This window comes from Sphingobacterium sp. CZ-UAM (genome assembly GCF_002000245.1).
GTDB lineage: Bacteria > Bacteroidota > Bacteroidia > Sphingobacteriales > Sphingobacteriaceae > Sphingobacterium.
In genome coordinates this window covers 1,603,806-1,626,574 of record NZ_MTCM01000001.1, presented here as the reverse complement: position 1 = coordinate 1,626,574, position 22,769 = coordinate 1,603,806, and the positions used below count along the sequence as shown (strand labels likewise).

Annotated in this window: 22 protein-coding genes; 11 read left to right on the top strand and 11 right to left on the bottom strand. The window is 38.2% G+C overall.

Annotation, left to right across the window (positions count from 1 at the left end):
• The first annotated feature begins 18 nt into the window (after positions 1 to 18).
• From BWD42_RS07070 to BWD42_RS07030, 9 genes are all read left to right on the top strand, one after another.
• Positions 19 to 1,221, top strand: a complete 1,203-nt coding sequence (locus tag BWD42_RS07070; RefSeq protein WP_175991983.1) for a DUF5000 domain-containing lipoprotein — start codon at positions 19 to 21, stop codon at positions 1,219 to 1,221.
• Between the two features lie 33 nt (positions 1,222 to 1,254).
• Positions 1,255 to 1,683, top strand: coding sequence for a DUF4998 domain-containing protein (locus tag BWD42_RS07065; RefSeq protein ID WP_077434478.1), 429 nt, complete (start codon positions 1,255 to 1,257; stop codon positions 1,681 to 1,683).
• A 347-nt stretch (positions 1,684 to 2,030) separates the two neighbouring features.
• Positions 2,031 to 5,426 carry a SusC/RagA family TonB-linked outer membrane protein gene (locus BWD42_RS07060; RefSeq protein WP_175991982.1) on the top strand — a complete coding sequence of 1,132 codons (3,396 nt, stop codon included), beginning with the start codon at positions 2,031 to 2,033 and terminating at the stop codon, positions 5,424 to 5,426.
• An 11-nt stretch (positions 5,427 to 5,437) separates the two neighbouring features.
• On the top strand, positions 5,438 to 6,877 hold the full coding sequence (locus tag BWD42_RS07055) for a RagB/SusD family nutrient uptake outer membrane protein (RefSeq protein ID WP_077434474.1): 1,440 nt from the start codon (positions 5,438 to 5,440) through the stop codon (positions 6,875 to 6,877).
• A 1-nt stretch (position 6,878) separates the two neighbouring features.
• The gene (locus BWD42_RS07050; protein ID WP_077434472.1) at positions 6,879 to 7,742 is read left to right on the top strand and encodes a substrate import-associated zinc metallohydrolase lipoprotein; all 864 of its coding nucleotides are present in this window, start codon (positions 6,879 to 6,881) and stop codon (positions 7,740 to 7,742) included.
• 24 nt (positions 7,743 to 7,766) lie between these two features.
• Positions 7,767 to 8,738 carry a DUF4302 domain-containing protein gene (locus BWD42_RS07045; protein ID WP_077434470.1) on the top strand — a complete coding sequence of 324 codons (972 nt, stop codon included), beginning with the start codon at positions 7,767 to 7,769 and terminating at the stop codon, positions 8,736 to 8,738.
• 153 nt (positions 8,739 to 8,891) lie between these two features.
• On the top strand, positions 8,892 to 11,813 hold the full coding sequence (locus BWD42_RS07040; protein ID WP_077434468.1) for a leucine-rich repeat domain-containing protein: 2,922 nt from the start codon (positions 8,892 to 8,894) through the stop codon (positions 11,811 to 11,813).
• Positions 11,814 to 13,020: 1,207 nt separating this feature from the next.
• A complete protein-coding gene (locus tag BWD42_RS07035; RefSeq protein ID WP_139351042.1) occupies positions 13,021 to 14,454 on the top strand; it encodes a hypothetical protein in 1,434 nt (477 codons plus the stop codon).
• Complete coding sequence (locus BWD42_RS07030; protein ID WP_077434464.1) at positions 14,399 to 14,932, top strand: hypothetical protein; 534 nt, start codon at positions 14,399 to 14,401, stop codon at positions 14,930 to 14,932. The genes BWD42_RS07035 and BWD42_RS07030 overlap by 56 nt, the downstream gene beginning before the upstream one ends.
• A gap of 449 nt (positions 14,933 to 15,381) precedes the next feature.
• Here the strand turns inward: BWD42_RS07030 and BWD42_RS07025 are convergent, their stop codons facing one another.
• From BWD42_RS07025 to BWD42_RS07015, 3 genes are all read right to left on the bottom strand, one after another.
• Positions 15,382 to 16,053 (bottom strand): hypothetical protein, encoded by a 672-nt coding sequence (locus tag BWD42_RS07025; RefSeq protein ID WP_077434462.1) that lies wholly within the window; start codon positions 16,051 to 16,053, stop codon positions 15,382 to 15,384.
• Positions 16,050 to 16,928, bottom strand: a complete 879-nt coding sequence (locus BWD42_RS07020; RefSeq protein WP_139351041.1) for a DNA-processing protein DprA — start codon at positions 16,926 to 16,928, stop codon at positions 16,050 to 16,052. The genes BWD42_RS07025 and BWD42_RS07020 overlap by 4 nt, the downstream gene beginning before the upstream one ends.
• Positions 16,929 to 17,128: 200 nt before the next feature.
• Positions 17,129 to 17,422 carry a hypothetical protein gene (locus BWD42_RS07015; protein ID WP_077434460.1) on the bottom strand — a complete coding sequence of 98 codons (294 nt, stop codon included), beginning with the start codon at positions 17,420 to 17,422 and terminating at the stop codon, positions 17,129 to 17,131.
• A gap of 183 nt (positions 17,423 to 17,605) precedes the next feature.
• On the opposite strand from BWD42_RS07015, the gene BWD42_RS07010 reads away from it, so the two are divergent.
• A complete protein-coding gene (locus BWD42_RS07010; RefSeq protein WP_077434458.1) occupies positions 17,606 to 17,866 on the top strand; it encodes a hypothetical protein in 261 nt (86 codons plus the stop codon).
• A gap of 166 nt (positions 17,867 to 18,032) precedes the next feature.
• On the opposite strand, the gene BWD42_RS07005 is transcribed toward BWD42_RS07010, so the two are convergent.
• From BWD42_RS07005 to BWD42_RS24460, 6 genes are all read right to left on the bottom strand, one after another.
• On the bottom strand, positions 18,033 to 18,680 hold the full coding sequence (locus BWD42_RS07005) for a hypothetical protein (protein ID WP_077434456.1): 648 nt from the start codon (positions 18,678 to 18,680) through the stop codon (positions 18,033 to 18,035).
• Positions 18,681 to 18,703: 23 nt separating this feature from the next.
• Positions 18,704 to 19,225: a hypothetical protein gene (locus BWD42_RS07000; protein ID WP_077434454.1), complete on the bottom strand. Its 522-nt coding sequence runs from the start codon at positions 19,223 to 19,225 to the stop codon at positions 18,704 to 18,706.
• Positions 19,226 to 19,294: 69 nt separating this feature from the next.
• The gene (locus BWD42_RS06995; protein WP_077434452.1) at positions 19,295 to 20,497 is read right to left on the bottom strand and encodes an ArdC family protein; all 1,203 of its coding nucleotides are present in this window, start codon (positions 20,495 to 20,497) and stop codon (positions 19,295 to 19,297) included.
• The gene (locus BWD42_RS24675) at positions 20,490 to 20,660 is read right to left on the bottom strand and encodes a hypothetical protein (RefSeq protein ID WP_175991981.1); all 171 of its coding nucleotides are present in this window, start codon (positions 20,658 to 20,660) and stop codon (positions 20,490 to 20,492) included. The genes BWD42_RS06995 and BWD42_RS24675 overlap by 8 nt, the downstream gene beginning before the upstream one ends.
• 49 nt (positions 20,661 to 20,709) lie before the next feature.
• Positions 20,710 to 20,841, bottom strand: a complete 132-nt coding sequence (locus BWD42_RS25185) for a DNA adenine methylase (protein WP_410528283.1) — start codon at positions 20,839 to 20,841, stop codon at positions 20,710 to 20,712.
• Positions 20,842 to 20,883: 42 nt separating this feature from the next.
• On the bottom strand, positions 20,884 to 21,084 hold the full coding sequence (locus BWD42_RS24460) for a hypothetical protein (protein WP_139351040.1): 201 nt from the start codon (positions 21,082 to 21,084) through the stop codon (positions 20,884 to 20,886).
• Positions 21,085 to 21,126: 42 nt separating this feature from the next.
• Between BWD42_RS24460 and BWD42_RS06990 the strand changes: the two genes are divergently transcribed.
• Complete coding sequence (locus tag BWD42_RS06990) at positions 21,127 to 21,312, top strand: hypothetical protein (protein ID WP_077434450.1); 186 nt, start codon at positions 21,127 to 21,129, stop codon at positions 21,310 to 21,312.
• A 9-nt stretch (positions 21,313 to 21,321) separates the two neighbouring features.
• Here the strand turns inward: BWD42_RS06990 and BWD42_RS06985 are convergent, their stop codons facing one another.
• Positions 21,322 to 22,185, bottom strand: coding sequence for a hypothetical protein (locus tag BWD42_RS06985; protein ID WP_077434448.1), 864 nt, complete (start codon positions 22,183 to 22,185; stop codon positions 21,322 to 21,324).
• A gap of 73 nt (positions 22,186 to 22,258) precedes the next feature.
• The gene (locus BWD42_RS06980; protein ID WP_139351039.1) at positions 22,259 to 22,696 is read right to left on the bottom strand and encodes a hypothetical protein; all 438 of its coding nucleotides are present in this window, start codon (positions 22,694 to 22,696) and stop codon (positions 22,259 to 22,261) included.
• Between the last annotated feature and the right edge of the window lie 73 nt (positions 22,697 to 22,769).

Sequence of the window (22,769 nt, the reverse complement as noted above, 5' to 3'; positions counted from 1 at the left end):
TCAAAAAAAAATATAAATATGAAAAGGATTGTACAATTCATTCTACCCACATTAGCCATACTCTTTATATGGTCGTGTAAGGAATCCAGCTGGGCTGATCCTAGCGTAAACGATAACAGTACGCCGATGCCAGTCGAGAAGGCGGTAGTCGTTGAAAATTTTTCGGGTGGAGCATCCATTAAATTTGCATTGCCAAAGTCTTCCAATGCGTTGTACGTACAGGCTGAATACGATGTTGGAAATGGGAAAATTTTCAAGCAGAAAACTTCGATATACAATGACACAATACATGTTGACGGATTTGTCAAAGCAGGAGGTTTTGATGTACAGCTGTATGCCGTTAGTCGAGCGGAACAAAAGTCCACACCAATAACGATTAAGGTAAACCCCACAGACCCGCCATTTTCGTATGCAGCTAAAACGGCACAGATCCGTTCGGATTTTGGGGGAATATTGGTGCAGCTTGATAATCCGGTAAAAGCGGCTCTCGCAGCTGTTATCCTTAAGAAAAATACGGATGGTAAATGGTCCGCTGTTAAAACAGACTATTCTGCGGAAAAGCAAATCGTATTCAATGTGCGTGGTATGAAAGCCGAAGAGACCACTTTTGGATTGACGATACGTGATAAATATCAAAATTTTAGTGATACAGTGGAATGGACAGGGATTCCTGAATTAGAAGAAGAAATAGATAAGAAGAAAATTGTCAAACTTTCGGGCTTGCCTACAGATCAAGGGGAGGACTACGGTTGGGCAATGGAGCGATTGTGGGATGGCAATCTCGCGACGGGATTTCATACGAAAGAGTACCCACCTGCTGGTATGCCGCAATGGTTTACTTTTGATCTTGGACAGGAGGTTTCATTGAGTCGCTTTGTCATTAATCAACGTTTGGATATCTACATGTACTCCCATGGTAATCCGAGGGAGTTTGAATTATATGGTTCTATCGAGCAGCCTCTGGCAGCAGATGATAAAGTTGATGTCTGGGATCCAAAATGGCAGTCATTAGGACATTATGAAGTGATTAAACCGTCGGGACAATTACCGGGCATAAATTCTGCGGTAGATATAGATCTTGCGAAAAAAGGGCATGAATTCAATTTTCCACCAGGCACACCTAAAGTAAGATATATCCGTTTTAAAGTGGTTTCAGCTTGGGCAGCAGGTTTTTTTCATTTAATGGAATTAACCTTATATGGACAAAATGAGAAGAAATAAAAATTACAATGGCGTATATTAAAATAATTTGTAATGAGATACATGAAAAATAACAATGGTTTGCTCGCGATATTAGCTGCAATCTTGCTGTTTGGAACTTCCTGTGGCAAAATGGAAGACAGTTACCGTGAATTTATAGAAGGCGGTGAACGGATATATGCAGGAAGGGTTACGACGGTTCAGACGATAGCAGGAAATGAGAAAATAAAAATTATATGGAAAATTCCATCTGATCCAAATATCAACGAATTTCGTATTTTCTGGAATAACAACAAGGATTCATTATCCCTGAATTTTGATCGGACGACCCACAGCGAACCAACGATGGAGCTCGAAATCAATCCTTTAAAAGCAGGAACTTATTATTTTAATATTTGTTCCTATGACCTCAATGGAAGGTCCTCGGTGAAAACGGAATTCACAGGTATTTCCTATCCAATAGGATATGAAATAGAAAATTAAGCAAGAAACGTTTTAGAAGAGGTTGTTGCCAAGTGGGTTTTGCCTACTTGGCAACAGCCTTTCTTTTTAATTTTCAATACAAACCCTCTGATATACTTCGCCAAGAAGCGAGCGGCAGCCTTTTATCTAATCTAGAGGTAAACAAATAAAAAATAAAAAATTTCGGGACAATCCGGGATCTCAATCGTCTTGAGAATAATACAAATCAATAAAGTATAAACAAACGATAAAAAAAGAGGACAATATTACCTCTTTTACTCTTATCGAAACTATTCTCTTTTGACCGATTTATGAAAAAATTAACCTTTAATTTTAATCGTCGCACAGATCAGCTTTCATCAAAAAAAATGGTGAATCTTAAGCTATTGTCTGGCCGCTATTTTACAATAGCATACTGTTTTTTAGGGATAACCGTACCCACGATCGTAAAGGCTTATTCAAATAATAACGTTGCTACCCCATCAAACACGAAACTTTCGTATCGAAAGTCTGCATCAAAGCCCATTTTTACAAAAGTACTTTTCCAACAAACGAACATTTCGGGCGTTGTAATGGACAAGGAAGGACGACCATTGCAAGGCGTAAGCATACGTGAAATTGGTACGAACAATGGCACGGTCACCGATTCTAAGGGAAAATTTGCCCTTAAACTTAAAAACTTATCTGCTAAAATTAGCTTTAATCTCATCGGGTACGTTCCCCAGGAATTAACTTCAAACAAAGAAATGCGAGTAAGTATGCAACAAACAGCAAATTCACTCGATGAAGTCATTGTCACTGGATTCCAAAAGATTAATAAAGAAAAATTTACTGGATCTGTAAGTACCATTGATAAAAAAACAATCGATCGTTCGGGCTATGTTGATGTTTCAAAAATGCTTCAGGGTGCTGCAGCCGGGGTATCGGTACAAAGTGTCTCTGGAACCATGGGAACCTCAGCTAAAATCCGCATCAGAGGTAACGCATCCATCTCCGCTAATCAAGAGCCCCTTTTTGTGATCAATGGTATTCCTATATCTTCACCAGCGAATCTGTCTGTCAGTCAACTCTACTCGGGCGATGTCGCCGCAGTATTGGGTTCGGCAATCGCCGGATTAAACGCACAAGATATTGAAGATATTGTTATTCTGAAAGATGGTGCCGCAACTTCTCTCTACGGGACTCGCGCAGCAAATGGAGTCATTTCGATTACCACAAAGTCTGGGAAAGCAAATGAAAACAACATCAACTACTCGTCTGCGCTAACCTATGGTCTCAAGCCAAATATCAATCAATTTAATTTGATGAATTCAGGGCAGGAAATGAACATGTATAGACGCCTATGGAACGCAGGATATTATTCGAACGAAGTGTGGCCGTTAGAGACTGGCGCTTACACAGAGCCTTATCGCAAATATGGTTTACGGGAGATCGACTTAAACGAGGCTTATGCCGAATTAGAAAAGGCTACTACCGTCAATACCGATTGGTTTGATGTGTTATTCCAAAACAATCTCATGCAAGAACATAACCTTTCCTTCTCGGGAGGTGGAGAAAAAAACACCTATTATGTTTCTGGCAATTATACGAAAGACAATGGACAAGCTAAAGGTTATGGTTTTGACAGATATACCTTAGATTTCCGTGATGTCTTAAAAATAGGTACATGGCTATCATTAGATTTTAATGCTAACTATGCGTTTAGACAACAGCTCACTCCTGGTACACTTAACTCCGGGATTTCATATGGGGCGGTCACGAGGTCATTCGAAATCAATCCCGCATTGTATGCCATCAATACGAGTCGTACGTTATATCCCTATAATGATGATGGCTCGCCAAAACATTATATAAGGAATCTCGCCCCTTTTAATATTCTTGAAGAATTGAACGAAAATTTCGCAACTGTTGAGGCGCAAGATTTTAGGTTCATGGTGAAGCCAACGATTAAAATAACAAATAATCTCACCTATGAATTTACGGGCGCATTACGTCGGACTGTAAACAATTATAATCATACGGTTACAGAAAAATCGAATTATGCCAACGCACACCGTGTAGATTACAATGATGCATTACGGGGAAAAAATGATTTACTGTGGCAGGATCCAAATGATCCAAATGCTATAAAATCATCCATTTTATCTGACGGGGGTATCTTAATAACGAATAACGATCGCGGAAAATTCTATAATATTCGTAGCCAATTTACATTTGATAAGGAATGGGGCAATCACCATCTAAATTCAGTTATTGGAAGTGATATCCGAAACGATTATTTCGATTATACAAAAAATACAAATTATGGCTATTTGTATTATTCAGGTAAAACGACCAACCCCTCAACATTGGCTTATTTGAGAGCTATCCTAACGGATTCAAAACTTTTTAATACCTCATTTCGGCAAGAAAATGTAGTCGGTTTTTATACTTCGCATCAATACTCCTATAAAAACCGCTATAATATCGAAGGGGGGGCACGATTTGACGGTAGTAACATGTTTGGTAAGAATGTACGTTCCAAGTATTTACCAAACTATTCAATTGGCGTCTCGTGGAATGTCGATAAAGAACCTTTCTTTCAAGCACTCAATAAAAATCAGCTGTTTGATTTTTTAAAGATAAGAAGCAGTTACGCCCTTCGTGGCAACACTTTTCAAATCTCGCCACAACTTAACGCGCTTCCAGTCAATCTCAATAAAATAGACCGTGTCAATAGTACATCAGGCATCCGAGTTAATTCACCCGAACTTTATGCATTGAATTGGGAAAGAGATTATGTCGCAAATGTGGGGTTAGATATCGGTATGTTCAAAAAACTCAATTTAACGCTAGAATACTATTACAGAAAAAACAAGGATCTAATTGCTCCATTCAACACCGCACAAGAGGAAGGTTTCGAGACAAAATTGATCAATTGGGCTTCCATGACCAACAAGGGGATCGATATCAATTTGTCCTATCAGGATATTCTCAACTCACCTGATTTTAAGTGGGGTGTAAATCTGATCTATGGTTATGTTAAAAATACGGTCGTCGAGGGGATACAACAATCGTTGAACCTAACAGAAATAACACGTCCCAATGGATACGGAATGGAGGGAAAACCATTGGAAGGATTATATGCATATCGATTCGCAAAACTCAATTCCCTAGGGCGGCCGATGTTTTATCGGGGTGACAATGTTGTCGATGGGATAATTTCAAGTGATCGTGATGTTTCCCTCATCCAATATATGGGTCCACGTAGTCCTACATCCACTGGTTCTTTCGCAACGAACCTTGCATACAAAGGCTTCGATCTACGCTTCTTTCTTACCTTTGCCGCGGGGCACAAAGTATTCAAAAATGGGATAGCCAAACGTTTTTATGATGATGCCAGTTCTAAAAGTGCCGATCTAAATTATATGTGGTTGACCCCCGGGAATGAGGAATTGACCAATATCCCCGGATTAATTAGTACGGTACATCAATCTTATTTGGGAACAATGGCCAATATCGATGAATTGGCTTACAACAGAAGTACAGAACGTGTCGTGGACGCCAGCCATATTCGTTTGAGTGAAGTTATGTTATCTTACGATATCATGCCAGCATTGCATTCCATTAAAAAAATTAAATCCGCAAGGATTGCATTATCTGCAAATAACTTAACCTTTTGGGGCAGTCCTCGATTACGTGGCGTAGACCCCGATGTATTCATCACGGGTGTCAATCTTCCGAACCCAAGGAGCTTTTCGCTGCGTCTTTCAATTGGATTATAAAAAAAATTAATATGAAAAAAATAACACTACATAGTATCGTCATATTGGTCCTAATGATGTGCAATAGTTGTCAAAAATATCTTGACAAACCTTTTGACAACAGGCTAGAAATAAAAAGCGTCCCGGATTTCAAAGCCCTGACACGCCAAGCATATCCCACGAAGTATGATATTTTCACAGAGGTTCTTACAGATACGTATTATATTTATCCAGCTTTAATGCAGGCCGCCTGGAAACCGCTATACACACCCATATATCTTTATCAAGACGACTATGAGTATGCCATTAAGTACGCTGCTTCTCCAGCAACTGCGTATACGCATTTTTATAACAAAATTTATGATGCAAATTATGTCATTGAAAATATTGTTAACGCTTCTGATGGGAAAGAATCTGAGCGTGATGTTATTCTCGCCGAAGCCTTGTTGATTCGAGCCTATTGTTATTTTGTGCTTACCAATCTATTTGGTAAACACTATAATGTTAACAGTTATGAAACAGATCTAGCGGTACCACTAGTTACGGACATCAATAAAGAAAACAGACCTACCTATAAAAGGGGCACGGTAAAAGAGGCCTATCAGCTTATTGAAGCTGATCTTTATAAGGCCATTTCCATCTACGAGAAATATCCAGCACTGACACCAGTCAATCCCTATCAATTTACCGCAGCCGCAGCATATGCATTTGCCTGCCGATTATCCCTTTACAAAGGTGATTACGCCAACACGATTGCTTATGCGAATAAAACATTCGAATCCAACGGAATGGTATTACGCGATATGGAAAAAGATCGCGATCAACTGTATAAAAGTGGTTGGGATTTTTTTTCCAGTCAACTCAATGACCCTTCGACACATCCCAATATTATTATGGCATCACAAAGCGCATATCTCCATTATGCGATAGGAAATAGCTGGGGTGGTTTTTATGTAGACCGGGATTTTAGAAAGCTTATCACAGATGATGATTATCGGGGTTTATACAAGAATAATGCAGGAACCGTTATCGACGATTGTATATTTATGGTAAAAAATGTGACGGACTGGAGCGACACACGGTATATCCTTTTTGGTGTTGAAGAAGTACTATTAAGTAGGGCCGAGGCTTATCTAAAGATCAATACCGTCAACAAAAATGCTGCCTTAAAGGATCTTGAAGTACTTAGAAAAAGTAGAATAGAAAACAACTATCAACCCTTGCCCATGAATTCAACCAACGAGCAAGTATTGGAAGAGATTTTATCGCAACGGAAAATTGAATTGTTGGCAGAGGGGCTTCGTTGGTATGACATTAAAAGATTAGGTATTCGGGTAGAACATAAAATGGATGCCAAATCCGAAACTGTAGATGCCACTTTGGCGCCAAATGATCCGCGAACAGCCCTGCAAATACCCGTCAATGCACGAATAGGTAATCCCGAACTTGAAAATCAATTAAATCCACGATAAGATGAAAACACTTTATTATCTTTTAATTTTACTTGGAATTTCGGTTTTTCACAGCTGCAAGACTGAGGAGAACAATCCGACTATAGATCAGAAAATTGATTATTTTGATATCACAGACAAACCCAAAGAAAAATGGAATGAGCTGGATAGCTTATGTGATTCTATTTACAATGCTTTTGGCGTTAAAGTTATCTATGAATACACACCTAGGCTAATACGCACCGGCTATGCCTATTATTACCCCCCTTCTTATGAAAAAGCATTAGCCTATACGAGATTGATGTTGGCAAAATTTTGGCTGCCAACGGTAAAAAAAGCGTTCCCCGATTACTTTGCACGGGAAATCCCACGTGAATTTATTCTGATGGGCGGATACTATCATTCTACACAGTCAGATCTAAATGCCGCTAGTGGAGCCGGATTCAATGGGCAATTCTATCGTCTCGGAATGGGGGGAATCAATATGTTTGACAAAAGTGACAAGGATGAGCTATATGATCATCTAGTTACTTTATGGCATGAACATGCACATAATCAAGACGTAAAATATGGTCGGTCAAAATATTTCGATAATATATCCGTAGGAACTTATTATAAGGAAGCATGGAGTACAAAAAGTAATTCAACAGCGAATAAAGATGGTTTTTTTAGTGCGTATGGCGGTTTTGCCCCTGAAGAAGATTTTGCGACAGGCGTTGAATATATCACCCGTAAGTCCAAACAGGAAGTGCTCTCATTGATAGAAACCAATGAGAAGCTTAAAACCAAATACGCGTTCATTTATAGGTTTTATAACGACAAAGGCATGGATCTCCATCGTTTACATGAACTGTGTGACTCTGTAGTATTTAAAACCACCTATTAATCAATCAGATAAAATGTTATAGCAATGAAAAAATGGATTTATACACTCGCACTAGCAATTTTATGCTGTATATCCTGCGAAAAAGATAATATTTTAGTCGATCAACAGACCTTATCAGCTTCCGTAGCGGAAAAAGAAAATAATTTGATAAAAGCGTTAGGATCCGCTCCGAATGGTTGGGTGATGATGGTCAAATCAAATGGTAGAACTGTACCTCTGGTCTTAAAATTTGATACAGCAAAAAATATTGTCCGAATAAAAACAACTTATAGAACCCAATCGGACGATCGTTCCACATATTTAGTTAATAGAGGGACAGGCGGAGTAATCCTGAATTTCTCAAGTGGCTCGGTTATTTCATCATTAATGCGCCAAGGACCAAATTATTCCGATTTGACGGATTATCAATTTAATGTATTAAATAGTACGACAGATTCCGTCAGTCTGCAGTGTATCCGCTCAGGTAGTGCCTACGGACAAGAAGGCGGTGCTGTTTATAAGTTATTCAAAACACCTGCTTCGTGGACATGGGCCGATGACGATTTAAAATTCGATCTTCGTTTAAAAGTAAATGAAGATAAGACCAAAAACAAAATTGGCCAATTAAAACTCAAATATCTGGATACAGGAAAAGAGCTTAATTTGTGGTTGTACCACATCATAGACTCCTTTCCCGGCTTTCTTTTTAGTGATCCTTTTTATAGTGACGCTTCCTCCCGGATTTTTGATCCATACTTCAGATATTCAATTCTGTTTGCAGAACTGAATTCAACAGGTGAATTAGTTCCCATAAGGACATATACTGCTATTCAAGGACATAATAGTATTAATTTCAAGGAAAATTACAATGTTGAATTCTATGAAAAATTTAAATTCGACTATCTCGTCTATAAAAGTATAAAGCAAGAAAAGGATAAATTATCCATACAAGTGGCTGCCTATGATGAAACAGGGAAGGAAAATATTACGGGTGAATATACGATTGAGTTAAAATAAGGGATACGTAGTGTAATAGCAGCACACTGTATTTAGATTCTCAATTATGGCGGTCCTATCAACAAGTCTGGTATGGCACGGAATAGTTTTTTATCAAGTACAGCAAAATCCCGGTTTCAATAATATTAGTATAATTTTCGATTAGTTGACCAGATGAATAAACCAAGTAATATAATTAGCAAATTAGGTATACTGCGATTTGTATGGGTAACATTTTGTTTTTTTAACTTACAGCTAAGTGCTCAGGATCTTCTTGGATATAAGGAGATTCTTGGTGGCTCTTCGGGAAGGGTGAGTTTTATAAAAAATCATCACCCCAATGATCGAATATCTTTTCTGAAGATAAACACAAGGGATATTGTACTTTTAAAAGATCTTTCTGATAGCCTATCGCAGGTTCGTTATTTGGGACTAGAGTTTGATACTCAGCCTCAATTAGATAGCCTTTGTCGGTCGTTATCTTTATTTCCCAATTTGGAGGCTGTTGTTTTTAACGAGCTAAAATTATTTAGAATTGATACCTTGGAACCTGTTGGGACATTACATCTCGACGAGAGCTTTTATCAACAAAATCAATTAAAGGCAATCGCATTCGAAGGCAACTCTAAAATCAACTTGGCCGGAGAAATTGGTAGGCTAAATAAGCTGCCCATGTTACATTATTTTATTTTTAGTGCTTTTCCCGCTCAGCATATTCCGAAAGGCTTAAAAGAGAATCAGCAATTGAAAGGCATTTCATTGGCTTATAAACCTCTGTTGGATCAATTTGAATTCCCGTCTCAATTACGGGAATTCGATATTAGCTCCTCGTCGCCAAATGATCGCATTGATCATGTATTGGATATACTGCCCAATAGGAAACGAATTGAAATCCTAAGTTTAAACTACTTCAAGATTAAAGACAGTACGGTATATACAGACAGAGGATTCACGTCGTTAAAAAAGTTGGACTTAAATTACAACGATACGGATGATCTGGGGCGGTTTATGCATATTTTCAGCGGCAGTAGTAAGCTAGAGAAATTATCGTTTATATATGGCCCTCTTAAGCAGATTTCATCCGGCTTGTTCCAATTTAAAGAATTGAGGGAGTTGCGGATTAAAACTACAAAACCAGGATTTTACCTCCCTGAGCAGTTATCTGGCTTGAAAAAGCTACGCGTGCTTGACCTTGCTGAAAATGCGATAGACAGCTTGCCCGATGCGTTATTCCAATTAACTGAATTGACAGATTTAAATCTATCTTATAATCAACTTACGAGCCTTTCTACTAAAATAGGAAGACTTAAGAACCTCAATGTATTACAGCTCCAAAGCAATAGGCTAAAGCGTGTTCCAGTTCCGATAGGCCGTCTCCAACAATTACGGGAATTAAATTTGCAGGCTAATCCAATTGTCGCGCTTCCATCATTTATCGGATTGAAAAAGCTCCACATATTAAATTTATCGTTCTGCAATTTAGGCCTCTTACCCGAAGATATTGGTGCATTATCCAGTTTAAAGGATCTTGATGTCAGCGATAATTTTCTGGTCATGTTGCCAGAAAGTATTACCCAGCTATCCAAGCTTGAAAAGTTACGTGTTTCTACCAATCTCTTACAGAAACTGCCAGAGCATATGCAGACCTTAACAAATCTTCGTGAGCTCTATGTCGATGTCAATCATCTCAAACAGCTTCCGGTCGCTATAGGTAACCTAGATCAGCTTAGGATTTTACATCTAAGTCATAATGATCTCACTGTATTGCCCGAATCGTTAGGCCAGCTCGCTAATTTACAGGAGTTTTATGCGGTCAATGACCGGCCCTCACATTACAGTGTGTATGACTCATATCGCAAGATCTATCGTAAAGACAACCCAAAGACTAATCGTCAATTAGCGAGTACTGCCCTTCGGAGTTTTCCAAAGGACCTGAAAAATTGGAACAACATGAAGACCATACGAATATCTAATAACGATTTTTCATCTTTTGATATCATCAAGGCATTATTTACCATTCCATCTCGAGGATATACTGTCAATCTGTCAAATTGTCATATTTCTAGTCTGCCATCTGCTGGATGGGCGGGCTTTTTAGGTAAAGAGCTGTCTTTGGGGGCAAATAATATTAAAGAGGTACCCATGGATATGGTCAATGCTCCTTTGTTGGCGGAGCTGAGCTTCCGACAGAATAAACTTCCGGAATCACCCAAAAATCAGAATACACATGCAGAAAAACGAAGCGGGGTATTGCTGTACTTTCAGCAGATCGGATTGATGGCTATGGATGATCTGCCCAATGATAATAATATGGTCAATGCGCTTGTGGATAGGAGTGGCCAATGTTTTACCTATGACAAGGATTATAAGACAACAGTCGAATTGGCGGATAAGGCTATTCAGCTTAATCCTGATCTGGCGCGAAAAACACTTAGCTTTAGAAATGTTGGTGAATCCCGGTTTAAGCTGGGGGATTATAATGGAGCGATATCAGACCTGACGAGGGCTATCCAACGCGATACAGCAGGTCCGATCCGTATTATGAATTTTGTCGTTCCCGCATTTGACTATAGAGCCAGAAGTTATCTCGCCATTAAGGATACGCTTGCAGCACTACAGGACTATCTAACGTTATCCACGCGGTTTAGAACTGAAAGCTGGACCGATGTTGGTGCTTTGTATCAGAAGATTAACCAAAAGGAGAAGGCTGTGGAAGCATTTCAAAAAACAATAGATTACTACCTGGAGCGGATCGCTGATGGACGGGAATCTGAAGAAGAAAGACAATTGTACAAACTCTGTGTGCTAGAAATATACATAATATCTGATCAACCGGAAAAAGCAAAGAAATATGCGACAACTATTAGTTCCGATATAAAAGCCAAAGATCTGGCGCCTATTTATCTTTATTTGAATACTGTCATTAATATTGTTGAGAATGACAAATCTCGTGTTGATCCTGGAATGTTTAAGGATAAGGTAGGTAGAAATTGGGGGTATGATTTGTTGTATTCTTGGATTGATGGAGCTGGGATTAACAGTGCACAAAAAAAACTGATACGTGATTTGACACGTGCTATGGAAAAGCTGCGATAACTTTCGCTTCGATTTATGGTGTGGCGTGTTTTGATTCTACATGGATGGATCCAGTCATTGGAAAAAGCGAAAATTAGAAAATATGATAGAGTTAACTATTCTTTTTATGGTAGGTAAAGTTCCCGATTTCTCCCATACTGACCTCTCCCCAAAAAACTGGAGCATTTAAAAGTAGAGAATTCGGGTATGAATTACTAATTTTAAAGGGAGGAAAAGCGATGCAAAATTCAAAGCTTTCAGGAGCATCTTCCGTGGTGTAAGGAACACAGCTTTCTTCTTGTACAGAGTGATTAAAATCTACGCTTAAAAATGGTTACCCCCCAAACTTTCGGTTTGATCCCTTACTCCTGGATTTTACATGTTCTACCCTTGCTGAGATTTACTTTGAGTATTTTGCAAAAAAATAGACGAGTCTACTATGGTTTTATTAATACGCTTTTCTAAGGTTTAAAGAGCTTTAATGTATTTGAAGTTTTGTGATATTGTAGCAGTCCTAAATTTCGAGATTAAGAATTAAATAAATCTTCAATCCAAATGACTGTTCCACAGCGAAAAAAATGTATGTTTTATTCATTCGGACAGTTCCGCTTCCGATAAGCTATTCGCAATCTTATTTCGAAGTCCAAGTTTTTGTAGTAAATAAAGAATTCATAATAAGCCGTTTTGATAATTGCTTTTTCATCATTCAACTAGCCTGTGCTGCAATTTCAATATGTAAAGTGGTGCCTGCGTGAACATAAACATTATTTATTTCTTGGGAAGATGGGATTTTAATGCTAGAAAAATTTATTGATGACGCGGTCACTGTAATGAAAGAATGTACCACAGTTTATGAGTTTGAAAAATTGTATTCAACGAGGTTTGGAAAAGGTTTTCAACCTGTTCTATTTGAAAAATATCTTGGATTGATTAGCTAATCAATGATTATTTCCATGTTATTTAAAGAGCTTTAAGGGCTCGTTTTTATTTGTCATTTAATAGCTATTAAAATCATATTTAAAGCCTATTTAATTGTCGTTGAATAAAATGAAAAATTCTTTAAACTGTTTCATAAGGTGTGTAAGTTATAGATGGGTATACAATTGTAAATGTGACACTTAAAGAAGTTATAGAGTTCTACACAAATGTGTAGTTTTTTAGAACCCGCAAAAGAAGTAAAGAAAATATTTTTAGCTTAACAGTAGTCAATTTTTAAATGAAAAGTAATATGGAAGTAATGAAAAGCTGTTTTTTTACAAGGAACATTACATGTATTCTTATTCTGTTCTTAATTGCAACAAGTTGTCAGAAAGACCGATCCCAGCTACTGGAAAATCTTAAGAAAACCTCCCTAGAGGATGTCAAGGAATTATATTACAAACAAAAAGTATTCAGTAAAATCAATCCGAAAGATAACCTGCCAGTACAATGGGAGCCTTTATGGGATGAAGCAACCCTCAAGAAAACAAACGATTCCGTTGAATATTTATTCATTCCATTACATCCCTCCATAAAAAGTGATAAAAACCAGAAAAGTGAGGAAAGAGGTGCTAAGACCTATCTACTTGTAAAAAATGGTGCTGAATTTTATACAGGAATCTATTATGGAAAAAGCAAAGAAGAAATTGTGGATATTTGGACGTTCACGGGAAAGATGTTATTCACAAATCTGAAAGATGGGTCGTCAAATCTGATTAATTATAAAAATGGATCCCCGTATTTTGATGGATCTGTTAGTGTAAAAAAGAAAGGGACATCATCAACCAAAATGGGCTGGGAACAGAATTGCAGAACTGAGATTAAAGACTGTTCATTTCAACTATCAGACTATGGCTGTACCGGACAAATCCTTGTGGTTCGCAGCATGGATTGTACATACCCGACATATTGTGGCCCTCTTTGGGAAATGATCGATTCCAATGAAGTAACTACATGTTATAACGTCTGGGTTGACGATGCCCCTGATGGAGGCGGTAGCGGATCAGGTGAGAGCGATATTGCGGACTTCAATGCCAAGATCGATGATACGAAACTTCCAGACTGTATGAAAGGAGTATTGGATACACTTAAAATGCTTGATGGAAACTCTGTCGCTGATATGATCAAAAAATTTGCAGGGGAAGTCCCAGGATATAAGCTTAAATTCGTTACTGAAAATTTTAGCGATCCAATGCAAGTTGCTGGTACAAATCGAGATAATAATACAGGCGAAATAATTATAGCTTTCAATACCAATCCATTGGTTATAGCGAATGTTTCAGATCTAGCAATCGGCACAACCATGCTGCATGAGTCTATTCATGCTTACCTTACCGCTTTTTTTTACGATGATCCAACGGCAGCAACAATGACATATCCCCAATTATTTGAAAAATACACAAAGAAAAAAGCATTTTCAAATGGAGTTCAACATGAGACAATTGCTAAAGATTTTATTAAAGATCTAGCTGGCTCCATTAAAAATTATGGAGAGCTAAAGGGGTATAATTTAGACAAGCAAATATATGACGATATAGCTTGGAAGGGACTGTTAGACACAGATGCGTTTAAAAGCCTTTCAAATACAGATAAATATAGAATTACAGATAGAATAATGGCAGAACAATATGATACTAGAAAAGATAAAGGTGTTACACAAAAAGGAGTTCGCTTGGGGTGCTAAACTTCTTTTATTTTTAACGTTGATAAGTTGCTCAACGCAAAAGAATCTTGATGACTTTGCTGAAATAGATCGATACAATTGCAGTAGTTTTAATCAGCGGGGCAAAGGATATACAGAAAGTGAGGTTGCTCCATTGATACATGGAAAAGTAAGATTATGCTATAATAATGAAACAGTGCCTCACGCAAAAGTCTTTTTTATAAAAAATAATAAGGATACCATAGCTTCCCTTATTACAGACAAAAAAGGTGAGTTTTTTCAAAAGATTTCATCAGATGGTTTTTTTGGTAAAGTTATTATAGAGAGATTTGGATCAAATTTGACAATTGATGAAGTGAGAATAGATGCAAATTTTAAGGATTATTATCTTGACATAAAATTACCAAGGCAACCTGCTTATATAAATGAAACAGGTCCAAAAGAGGATCAGAAAAAATTGAGAAAGGAAGTTGAAAGAGCAAGTCAAAAACACAATTAAATAGCCAGAATTAATCCTCCATTCTCGAAACCCTCCAAGTTTCAAGTGAGGGGGATGTTTTGAGGTGAGATTTAGAGTTGTTTAGAAGTACTAGTTACATGAAAAAGGGGCAAATGTCCCTTTTTTTATTGTTGTTTAATGGCTATTAAAATCATGTTTGAAGCTAATTTAATTTGCGTTGAACAGAAAGAATAATTCCGAAAAAAAACTTCCTTTTCTAGTTTTATAAAACTTTATTTTTTAATTGCCGTTCATAATTTGGTATTGAATAATTAGTTATTTATTGGCGTTGTAACATCTGCGCAGCTCTTTGAAAATAAGTTATAACAATTATTAAAATAAAAATAACAGAGCTTAAGAATATGGCTTGAACATTCGCTTTTAAGATGCGCAGGAAGTTAGATCCTGATTTTAGAACTGTAAAAAATAGATTTTTTTATCCATGCAACCTATTTTAACCAATCCAGAAAATCCTCAATTAAGAAATCTTTATTTTGAGGAGGAACTCTTCTTGCAATAAAATATCCAGCTATTACAGCAGCCGGTATGCGCTCTAAAATTTTCCTTTTAGCAGCACAGAAGTGAGCGCCTGTGGTCAGTACATCATCTACCAAAATAATCCTCGGCCGGCATCCGGCAATGAGCGTGTCATCAATCCTGTAGTTGCCTGCGATCTCATCAATAGTGGGGCGGGTAGGAGATTCATGTGAGCTGATCATATCGGCTGTGCAAGATAGTAATTCTCGTATGTCGCAGTTCGGGAAATAAGGTGTAATACCTTCCAGAATCTGTAGCATTCTAGGGTCGTAGGCGGGATTCTCTTTTATTTTTGAGGGTGGGATGGGTACAAGAGTAATATCAGCAATATCTCCCGTTTGGGTGAAAAGATTTCTTAAAGTTTCGCTACAAGTGTTAATTCCTCTCAATTTATATCTCCATTCTGGTAAATGTTGCCGATTCATTGGCTTTTTTATATTGTGAATCAGCGAATAAATTGGGTTTTGTTTGTTCTCGGGATTATCGCCAGATGGATACTCTGCAAAATAGTAACAATCGCTATCGATGCCAATAAATGAATGATCGCCTCGGGTCAATTCATCTATTTTGCGAAAAAACATCATTTACTGAGATTTGATAAGACATCTTCAAAATTACGGACTCGTATTGCACCCTTTTTTTCATAATAAGAAGGCCATGTAATATTTTTATTTTCGAAGCAACTATTTAGGATAAACAACTTTCGCCCCTGTTGAAGCGCCGCTCTTGCTTGTACTAGGGTGCCTGAAGTTTCTCCTGCTTCAATAATTATTGTTGCTTCTGTAATAGCGGACATGGTCTTGTTTCGTTCAGGGAAAAATAACCTATTGGACCTGTAATCCTGTTTTTTATATTTAATAAATGGGACTTGTGTAATCAATAAATGATTGTGGGCAATAAATTGCTGAAGTTTGAAATTTTCTTTAGGATATACGGTATTAAGCGGAGTTCCAATAACAGCAATGGTATTTCCATTATTTTTGATGGCCGTAGTATGTGCGATCGTATCGATTCCCGCAGCTAGCCCTGAAGCAATGGTAAAACCATTTTCAACGAGTAATTTGGTCATCCGTTCTGCTCGGGCAATTCCTTCAGGGCTAGGATTACGTGTTCCTACAATCGCAACAGACCTGCCATAAATCAGATCGAGATTTCCTGTGTAATATAGTAACTCGACAGGTTCACGCGCATCCCTTAACTTCTCTGGATAATTAACACTGCCATTGATCAACAGGTTTGGGCGGAATTTATTTTCCTCCCTGAGGTTATGGATGATGGATATAATCTCATTGAGATTATGTTCAAATTTATTTTTATTTACAAAATCCGTTGGTTTACTTCCAGGATTACTCCTGAAAATCTCTGCAATGGATTTAAAAGATGCCTTTTGATTTTCCCAGAGGGTTTCATAGGCAGCAATTTCTTCGATTGGGCTGATAATAGGACTACTTGAAAGCATATAATATTTTGTGATTGATCTTATTCTTAAATATACAAAATTATAACAATATATCATTATAACAATATATCATTATAACAATATAGCATTATATCATTATAACAATATAGCATTATAGAATTCTATAATTTTATATCAGCTATAAAAAAATGATATATGCGCCATAGCCCTCGAGTGGTTACCATTTAATAGAAAGGTGACTATCTAAAAGCTTTTAATATCTGTGCAATTTCAAAATCGGGTTTAAATGGTGGTAGCTCTGTAGCCAATAACTGTTGATTCAACCAGGTTATCTGATCTGCATTTTCAAACAATGTTGTCTCCCATTGCTTTCGGTACATCTTTGTGATGAGAGATAACCTTCTCATTTTTGTTTCGACGTCAAGTTTTTTCTTACTTTTTTTATTGGAGGGCAGCATCGTTTTTAAACGGTCTATTTCTGCTTGTTGCATGCTAATGAACCTAGCCATTTCTATCAGCATATTATTATCCATAATATTTATAGGGTTTTGTGTGCAAGCGAATTATATTTTATTTTTCATTAAACGTAGGCTCCTTATCTTTAGCTTGTTCTAAATTATACATTTTTGGATTAATAAATAATATTCTGTGTATGCCATGTTTATCTATTTTTAACATTTAATTTTGAGCCATTTTATTAAATTTACAGTGCAAATATGGAAGAGACAATTGATACATTAGCACAAAATAATATACCTCGGCAATCCATCAGAATTACTTTTAAGGGGCAGGATTTCCAAATAAGGATTTTGGATAGGGAGTTATATAAAGGAATGACGGAAATATCTATTCTCCTTGATGGAATGGTGCAAAAACTCATTAAAATTAAGGAAAGATGGCATTTTGAAAATTCGGAGAATGACAGTGATTTTGCTAACGATATTGGAAGGTCAATTTCCTTACGATACCGTCTGTAATTCGTATTTATCAAGATTATCGGCAAATATCATCGGGAATTTAAAAAGAAAAATAACTTATCGTTGAATGGCTGAGTTGTCAGACAAAAAACAGATATTATGTCTTTCATTTAATTATAAAAAACGATCTTTTAAAAACACTAATCGGTGTTAATAACCAAACTTTTTATCTTGATCTGCCCCTGTTGTTTTTATCATCCTCTATATATGGGATAGTGCCATAGCGAATATTTCGAACTGTTGGTGTCACATATTGACCTTCCCTAAAACCTGCTGCCTTTATAATGCTTTCCGGAATATTGGTGTTGAGAAGTTTCTGTCCCTGTTTTAATGAAGGGAGGACTTTTTCGGTAAGATCTCTCAGTACAATTTCAGGCCCATTTGGGTGGGCAAGAAGTTTAATCATTGGCATTATATATACAAAACCGCTATAGGATTTATCTGGAATGCCATATACAATTCCCTTTAGCATAACTTTGTTCATCTTTGCATTGAATTTTGCTATTTCCTTTTTTTCAATGTGTTTATTGAGCAGATCATCAATATATTGTTCGAGATCCATATCGTGTGAAAGGCCGCCCAATGAATTATTCTTGGTATGATCCGAAGGTGGTAATCCTTCGCAATATTTTTCTGCTTCCCGTATAAGAACTTTTCCCTCCTGATCTTTAGGAAGGTAATATGTAGCTCCACCACGGCCATTATTTTTTGCGTAGCCGGCATGTTTTCCGTTTATGTGCAGATTGGCAGTGAAGGCATGGGTCTCTTCACTAAGCTGAGGACTATGCTGAATTGTTTTTAGTTCTATTTTCATGTTAATCGATTCAAATAAAATTTTTATCGTGAGCGGCCAATAAAATCCTGCCTTTCTATTGAAGTAATCTCAATCTGTGCGGTATGAAATACAACGAATTCGGGCTGGTCATTTCCCAAACTTGATATGATGGCATCGTACCCGGCTTGTTCCAGTAGGAGATGGAAATCTTCGGTATCCAGACTTTCATACATTTCTTCAACTTCTCCAAGTCCTATTTCCTTATTGAGTTTCCCGAGTGCTTTTTTCGCTTCGAGCTGTTTTCCTGATAGGATTTCCCAGATCAGAGAAGCCTGATTTTCTAACGAGAATATCTGATGGAGCCGAAAGTCAATGGGCTTTTTAATATCGAGGTATGCGGTGATGAGTATATCGCCAAAAAGCAATGCATTTTCTTTTTTGTCAGCGAAGAAAAAACCATGTTTAGTATTGTCCCATCCCGTATTGCTGCCCTTAAATATATCTTCGAATTTTTCAAAGGATGCCTCTGTGCCATGATAGTAGAGCCTGGACTTATCAAACAGGGATGATTGGGTTGGTTTCATAGTAGTGGAATTTAAATTGCAGTTCGGATCATGAGCTGTCCTTAATCTGTTTCTGGGACCTCGGGCAAACTATCTTTTCTGTAGGGATGGGATTGTTTCTTCCTTTAAAAAGCTTAAATCTAATTTCTGCTGTTCCAATTGCTGCTTGCAGTTTATCAGAGAGAAATATAGACCATCACTTTTTGATAGTGGAAATGATCTGCCATTATTTAACTCTTCTATCCTAAACCTGCCTTTTTTTAACAGCCCCGTTACTTTATATACATTATCATTGTGGGGTATCTGATCTCCAATAAAGAGCCCTGATTTTTTTGCTGGCGGACTGCTTTCCCCGAGGTTATTTTCAGGAGTACTTGACAGTTTTATTTCAAGCTTTCTATTAAAAGTCAACAAGTATTTTAATATTTTTTCAGCGTCAGCCGCCGCTGCATGAATTTCAAATGGGTGATCGGTGAGGAGTTGTATCCAGCTTTTCACATAGGCGGCATGTTGGCCCGGATCATGGCCGATTTTCAATTCCTGACCGATCAGCATGGATGCGATTTCGGCCCGCAGTTCCTCCCGTGCATACGCTTCAGTGCCGAATCTGTTAAATAAAGATCGGTCGAGCCTGGTATTGTGTCCTGTCCAGTGTGCCAGCTCATGCAACAGCGTTCCATAGTAAAGATCGGGAGCTGAAAACTGTTCCTTAAGTGGCATGGTGATCGTGTCAGTCGCTAGATTATAGAATGCGCGATCTCCCATTCTATGGAAAATCTTTGCTTCTGTTGCTGCGACGAGTTCTTCAGCTCCAGTGACGGGATCCCAGTCTGAATCAAGTTTTTCCTTTTTTGCAAGCGGTGGAATCCCGTCTATCTGCTCGGCATTAAAAACCCAGGCCGCTGTGACGATTGCATTTTCAAGCGGAACGGCTATTTTTAACGGTTTACCTTTGGCATCCAGTATTTTCTTCCCATTGTCATCCAGCTGGTTAACGAGGTTATGCGTTTTTACATATTGGACCAGTTGGGCTTTTTCGCCCTTTCGGACCAGCCATTCTTTTGAGGCGGCCTGTTTGAACGTCATCCATCTGGGGTCTTCTCTTTCGGCAGCGAGTAGTGAGAAGGTATTTATGCCTTTATAACGCTTTCCGGTAATTGCATTATAGGGAAATTCAAAACCCGGGGTACCGCTGTTCCATGGCTTTTGCCAGGGAGCGGTGCCTTTTTTGAGTCTTTCGATCAGATCAGCGGCAACCTGTTCGTGGAGAGATTTTATTTTACTGTTAGCCATTATTTTCCTCCTCCTGTTCAAATGGGCTGTCATCATCAAAAGACCGCTCATCGGAATAATCGATACCATAAATGATAGATTCCTCCAGCGAAAGCTCTATTTCTTTTCCCTGGTTATATAGTTCCCTAAGTTTATACCAGAGTGTGTCAAAAGTATTTTCCATATAGTTTCTATGCTGATTGGTTTGTATCGGGAAAGGTTATCTGGGCTGCCTATTGTCCGCCAATGGGATTATTTGCGAAGAAAATTGCCGCTCCGCCAATGCAGGACTCACAACAGAGCTTGTGGCGGGGTATAAGGGAGATTATGTGTGAGGCGAGTTTTTGTTTCCCGCCATAGTAAATGATGGGGGGCGTAGTCGGATATTGTTCATACCATCAAAAAAATCAAAGAATATCATCTATTGTAAAATCGATTTCGGTACCGTCCACAAGAAGAGTTATCCGGCATTTGAGTTCAGGTCTCGCTATGCTGGATACTTTGAAACGCTTTCCATCGAGATGATAATAGGGGGAAGATGGTTTTAGATTAAGAGTTGCATAGCCGGAAGTACGGATTCTGTCTATCCGTTGAAATAATTTTTTCATGGTCAGTGTAATTCGAAGATTTCTTTATCCTAGCGGATTCGTGTGGCTGAAAGACATGGTGGTCAGATACTGGGATTTTGGGCCTTTGCTGGTTCCCAGCTTCTGACCTCCATGTGCGGATGTCCAAAGGTGCATGGCGGATGGATGCCGCAGGAAGGCAGCCGGCATTTGCGTGCTGCTCCGCGGCAGAAGCCGTCCATTCTCCTTGCGGACAATGGGCCTATTTAAATATGATTTCTATCGCCCCCTTTTGCGGTCCTTTTCCTGTATGTCTTCCGCAATCCAAGGAAGTGCAACTTCTTTGCTTTGCTCTGAATCAGCCGATATTGCTCGTTCCTGCTGACTTTTTTTTGCGTTGGCCTGGTCGGGGAAAATGGTTCCCTGATGTAGCTCCTTCATATTTTTATCATATACATCCAGCGTTTTTATCTGGGGATTGGCAGCAATAGATACGGGTACATTCTTATTTCCTATCTTCATTTCTGTATGATAGTAATTGCCGCTACGTAAGGTCGCTAAAACTTCCTGCAATCTATCTGGCGATTCTATATCCTTGATCGGGTACGCAGCCAGCGATTTCACCAGATCGTAACCATATTCTGGGCGGAACGTACGTAAGGGATGATTGCCATATGCGTCGGTAATATCGAGATTGAGCTTTAGCCAAACAGATGTTTTCTGTGCTTGTTCATTGCCCTGTGATACCTGTTCATTATTACTTTTTAAGTATACTTCTTTTTCGAGCGACAGCCCCGATAATAACTTGTAAGCCTGTAACGCAGTGATACGATGATCCCTGGCAAGATCAAAGCTCTGCTGCCTTACAATGGGATCATTCTTTTTGGTCAGCGTTACCAGATAGTTATTGAGAAAATAAGTGTCACTTTCTTTGGAGCGATTGAAGTTGATTTTGAACTGGAGTGTTTCTGTCCGTTCAGCATTTAGATTTTTACTTTCTGTCGGTCTCATTTTTGTTTCGATGCCGAGGCTAAATGAGGGGATTTCTCTTCGAATGGCATTTTCTAGCACGTCGTTGAGCTTTTTTCCAAATCCGAGATATTCTAAGTTTTTCTTCAGGTATTCGAGATTGTTTTCGTTCATATTTACTTGTTCTTAAAGGTTTAAAAAAATGAGTTTCTAAAATTTGAAAAGAAGCTTATTAATATGACTGGCATTATAGCGAGCCCATAGTATGGGATGACATGGCTAAAAACGATACATACTGCTTAGGTTTGATTGTGCGGTAAGTAGATCGAATGCCGGTTAATGTTTTAAAGCGGTGGAGAGAAAACTCTCCTGCCGGTATTTTGAAATCTATTCCTTTAAATCGGAATGTGACATCATTTTGGATCAGCCTAAACTGGATATTTTTTGATCGTTGCCAGAGGACGATTTTACAGTCGAGTACGTTGCCAACAATATCATTGTCAAAAACTCCGACCAGCCTTGCATTAGGAAACCTTATGATAAGTTCCTGTAATTGGCTTGAGGAAGGGGAGAGCCCCAATGCTGTAAAGACATTTTGGCCCGGTTTGTCTTTCCAGTGAGGATACAGCTGACAAAAGTTAAGCAGATCGTTTGTTGTATGAAATAGGAGATGTTGTCTTGCCATGCAGGGTTCTATAACCCCAATAGTATCTGTTAACATATTTTTCAATGTAATCTACCTAGGTTGATCCGAGCAT

Excerpts from the sequence above, each read along its gene's own strand:
- BWD42_RS07070 (WP_175991983.1), top strand. The coding sequence starts at position 19 with ATGAAAAGGATTGTACAATTCATTCTACCCACATTAGCCATACTCTTT.
- BWD42_RS07065 (WP_077434478.1), top strand. The coding sequence starts at position 1,255 with ATGAGATACATGAAAAATAACAATGGTTTGCTCGCGATATTAGCTGCA.
- BWD42_RS07060 (WP_175991982.1), top strand. The coding sequence starts at position 2,031 with ATGGTGAATCTTAAGCTATTGTCTGGCCGCTATTTTACAATAGCATAC.
- BWD42_RS07055 (WP_077434474.1), top strand. The coding sequence starts at position 5,438 with ATGAAAAAAATAACACTACATAGTATCGTCATATTGGTCCTAATGATG.
- BWD42_RS07050 (WP_077434472.1), top strand. The coding sequence starts at position 6,879 with ATGAAAACACTTTATTATCTTTTAATTTTACTTGGAATTTCGGTTTTT.
- BWD42_RS07045 (WP_077434470.1), top strand. The coding sequence starts at position 7,767 with ATGAAAAAATGGATTTATACACTCGCACTAGCAATTTTATGCTGTATA.
- BWD42_RS07040 (WP_077434468.1), top strand. The coding sequence starts at position 8,892 with ATGAATAAACCAAGTAATATAATTAGCAAATTAGGTATACTGCGATTT.
- BWD42_RS07035 (WP_139351042.1), top strand. The coding sequence starts at position 13,021 with ATGGAAGTAATGAAAAGCTGTTTTTTTACAAGGAACATTACATGTATT.
- BWD42_RS07030 (WP_077434464.1), top strand. The coding sequence starts at position 14,399 with ATGATACTAGAAAAGATAAAGGTGTTACACAAAAAGGAGTTCGCTTGG.
- BWD42_RS07025 (WP_077434462.1), bottom strand. The coding sequence starts at position 16,053 with ATGATGTTTTTTCGCAAAATAGATGAATTGACCCGAGGCGATCATTCA.
- BWD42_RS07020 (WP_139351041.1), bottom strand. The coding sequence starts at position 16,928 with ATGCTTTCAAGTAGTCCTATTATCAGCCCAATCGAAGAAATTGCTGCC.
- BWD42_RS07015 (WP_077434460.1), bottom strand. The coding sequence starts at position 17,422 with ATGGATAATAATATGCTGATAGAAATGGCTAGGTTCATTAGCATGCAA.
- BWD42_RS07010 (WP_077434458.1), top strand. The coding sequence starts at position 17,606 with ATGGAAGAGACAATTGATACATTAGCACAAAATAATATACCTCGGCAA.
- BWD42_RS07005 (WP_077434456.1), bottom strand. The coding sequence starts at position 18,680 with ATGAAAATAGAACTAAAAACAATTCAGCATAGTCCTCAGCTTAGTGAA.
- BWD42_RS07000 (WP_077434454.1), bottom strand. The coding sequence starts at position 19,225 with ATGAAACCAACCCAATCATCCCTGTTTGATAAGTCCAGGCTCTACTAT.
- BWD42_RS06995 (WP_077434452.1), bottom strand. The coding sequence starts at position 20,497 with ATGGCTAACAGTAAAATAAAATCTCTCCACGAACAGGTTGCCGCTGAT.
- BWD42_RS24675 (WP_175991981.1), bottom strand. The coding sequence starts at position 20,660 with ATGGAAAATACTTTTGACACACTCTGGTATAAACTTAGGGAACTATAT.
- BWD42_RS24460 (WP_139351040.1), bottom strand. The coding sequence starts at position 21,084 with ATGAAAAAATTATTTCAACGGATAGACAGAATCCGTACTTCCGGCTAT.
- BWD42_RS06985 (WP_077434448.1), bottom strand. The coding sequence starts at position 22,185 with ATGAACGAAAACAATCTCGAATACCTGAAGAAAAACTTAGAATATCTC.
- BWD42_RS06980 (WP_139351039.1), bottom strand. The coding sequence starts at position 22,696 with ATGGCAAGACAACATCTCCTATTTCATACAACAAACGATCTGCTTAAC.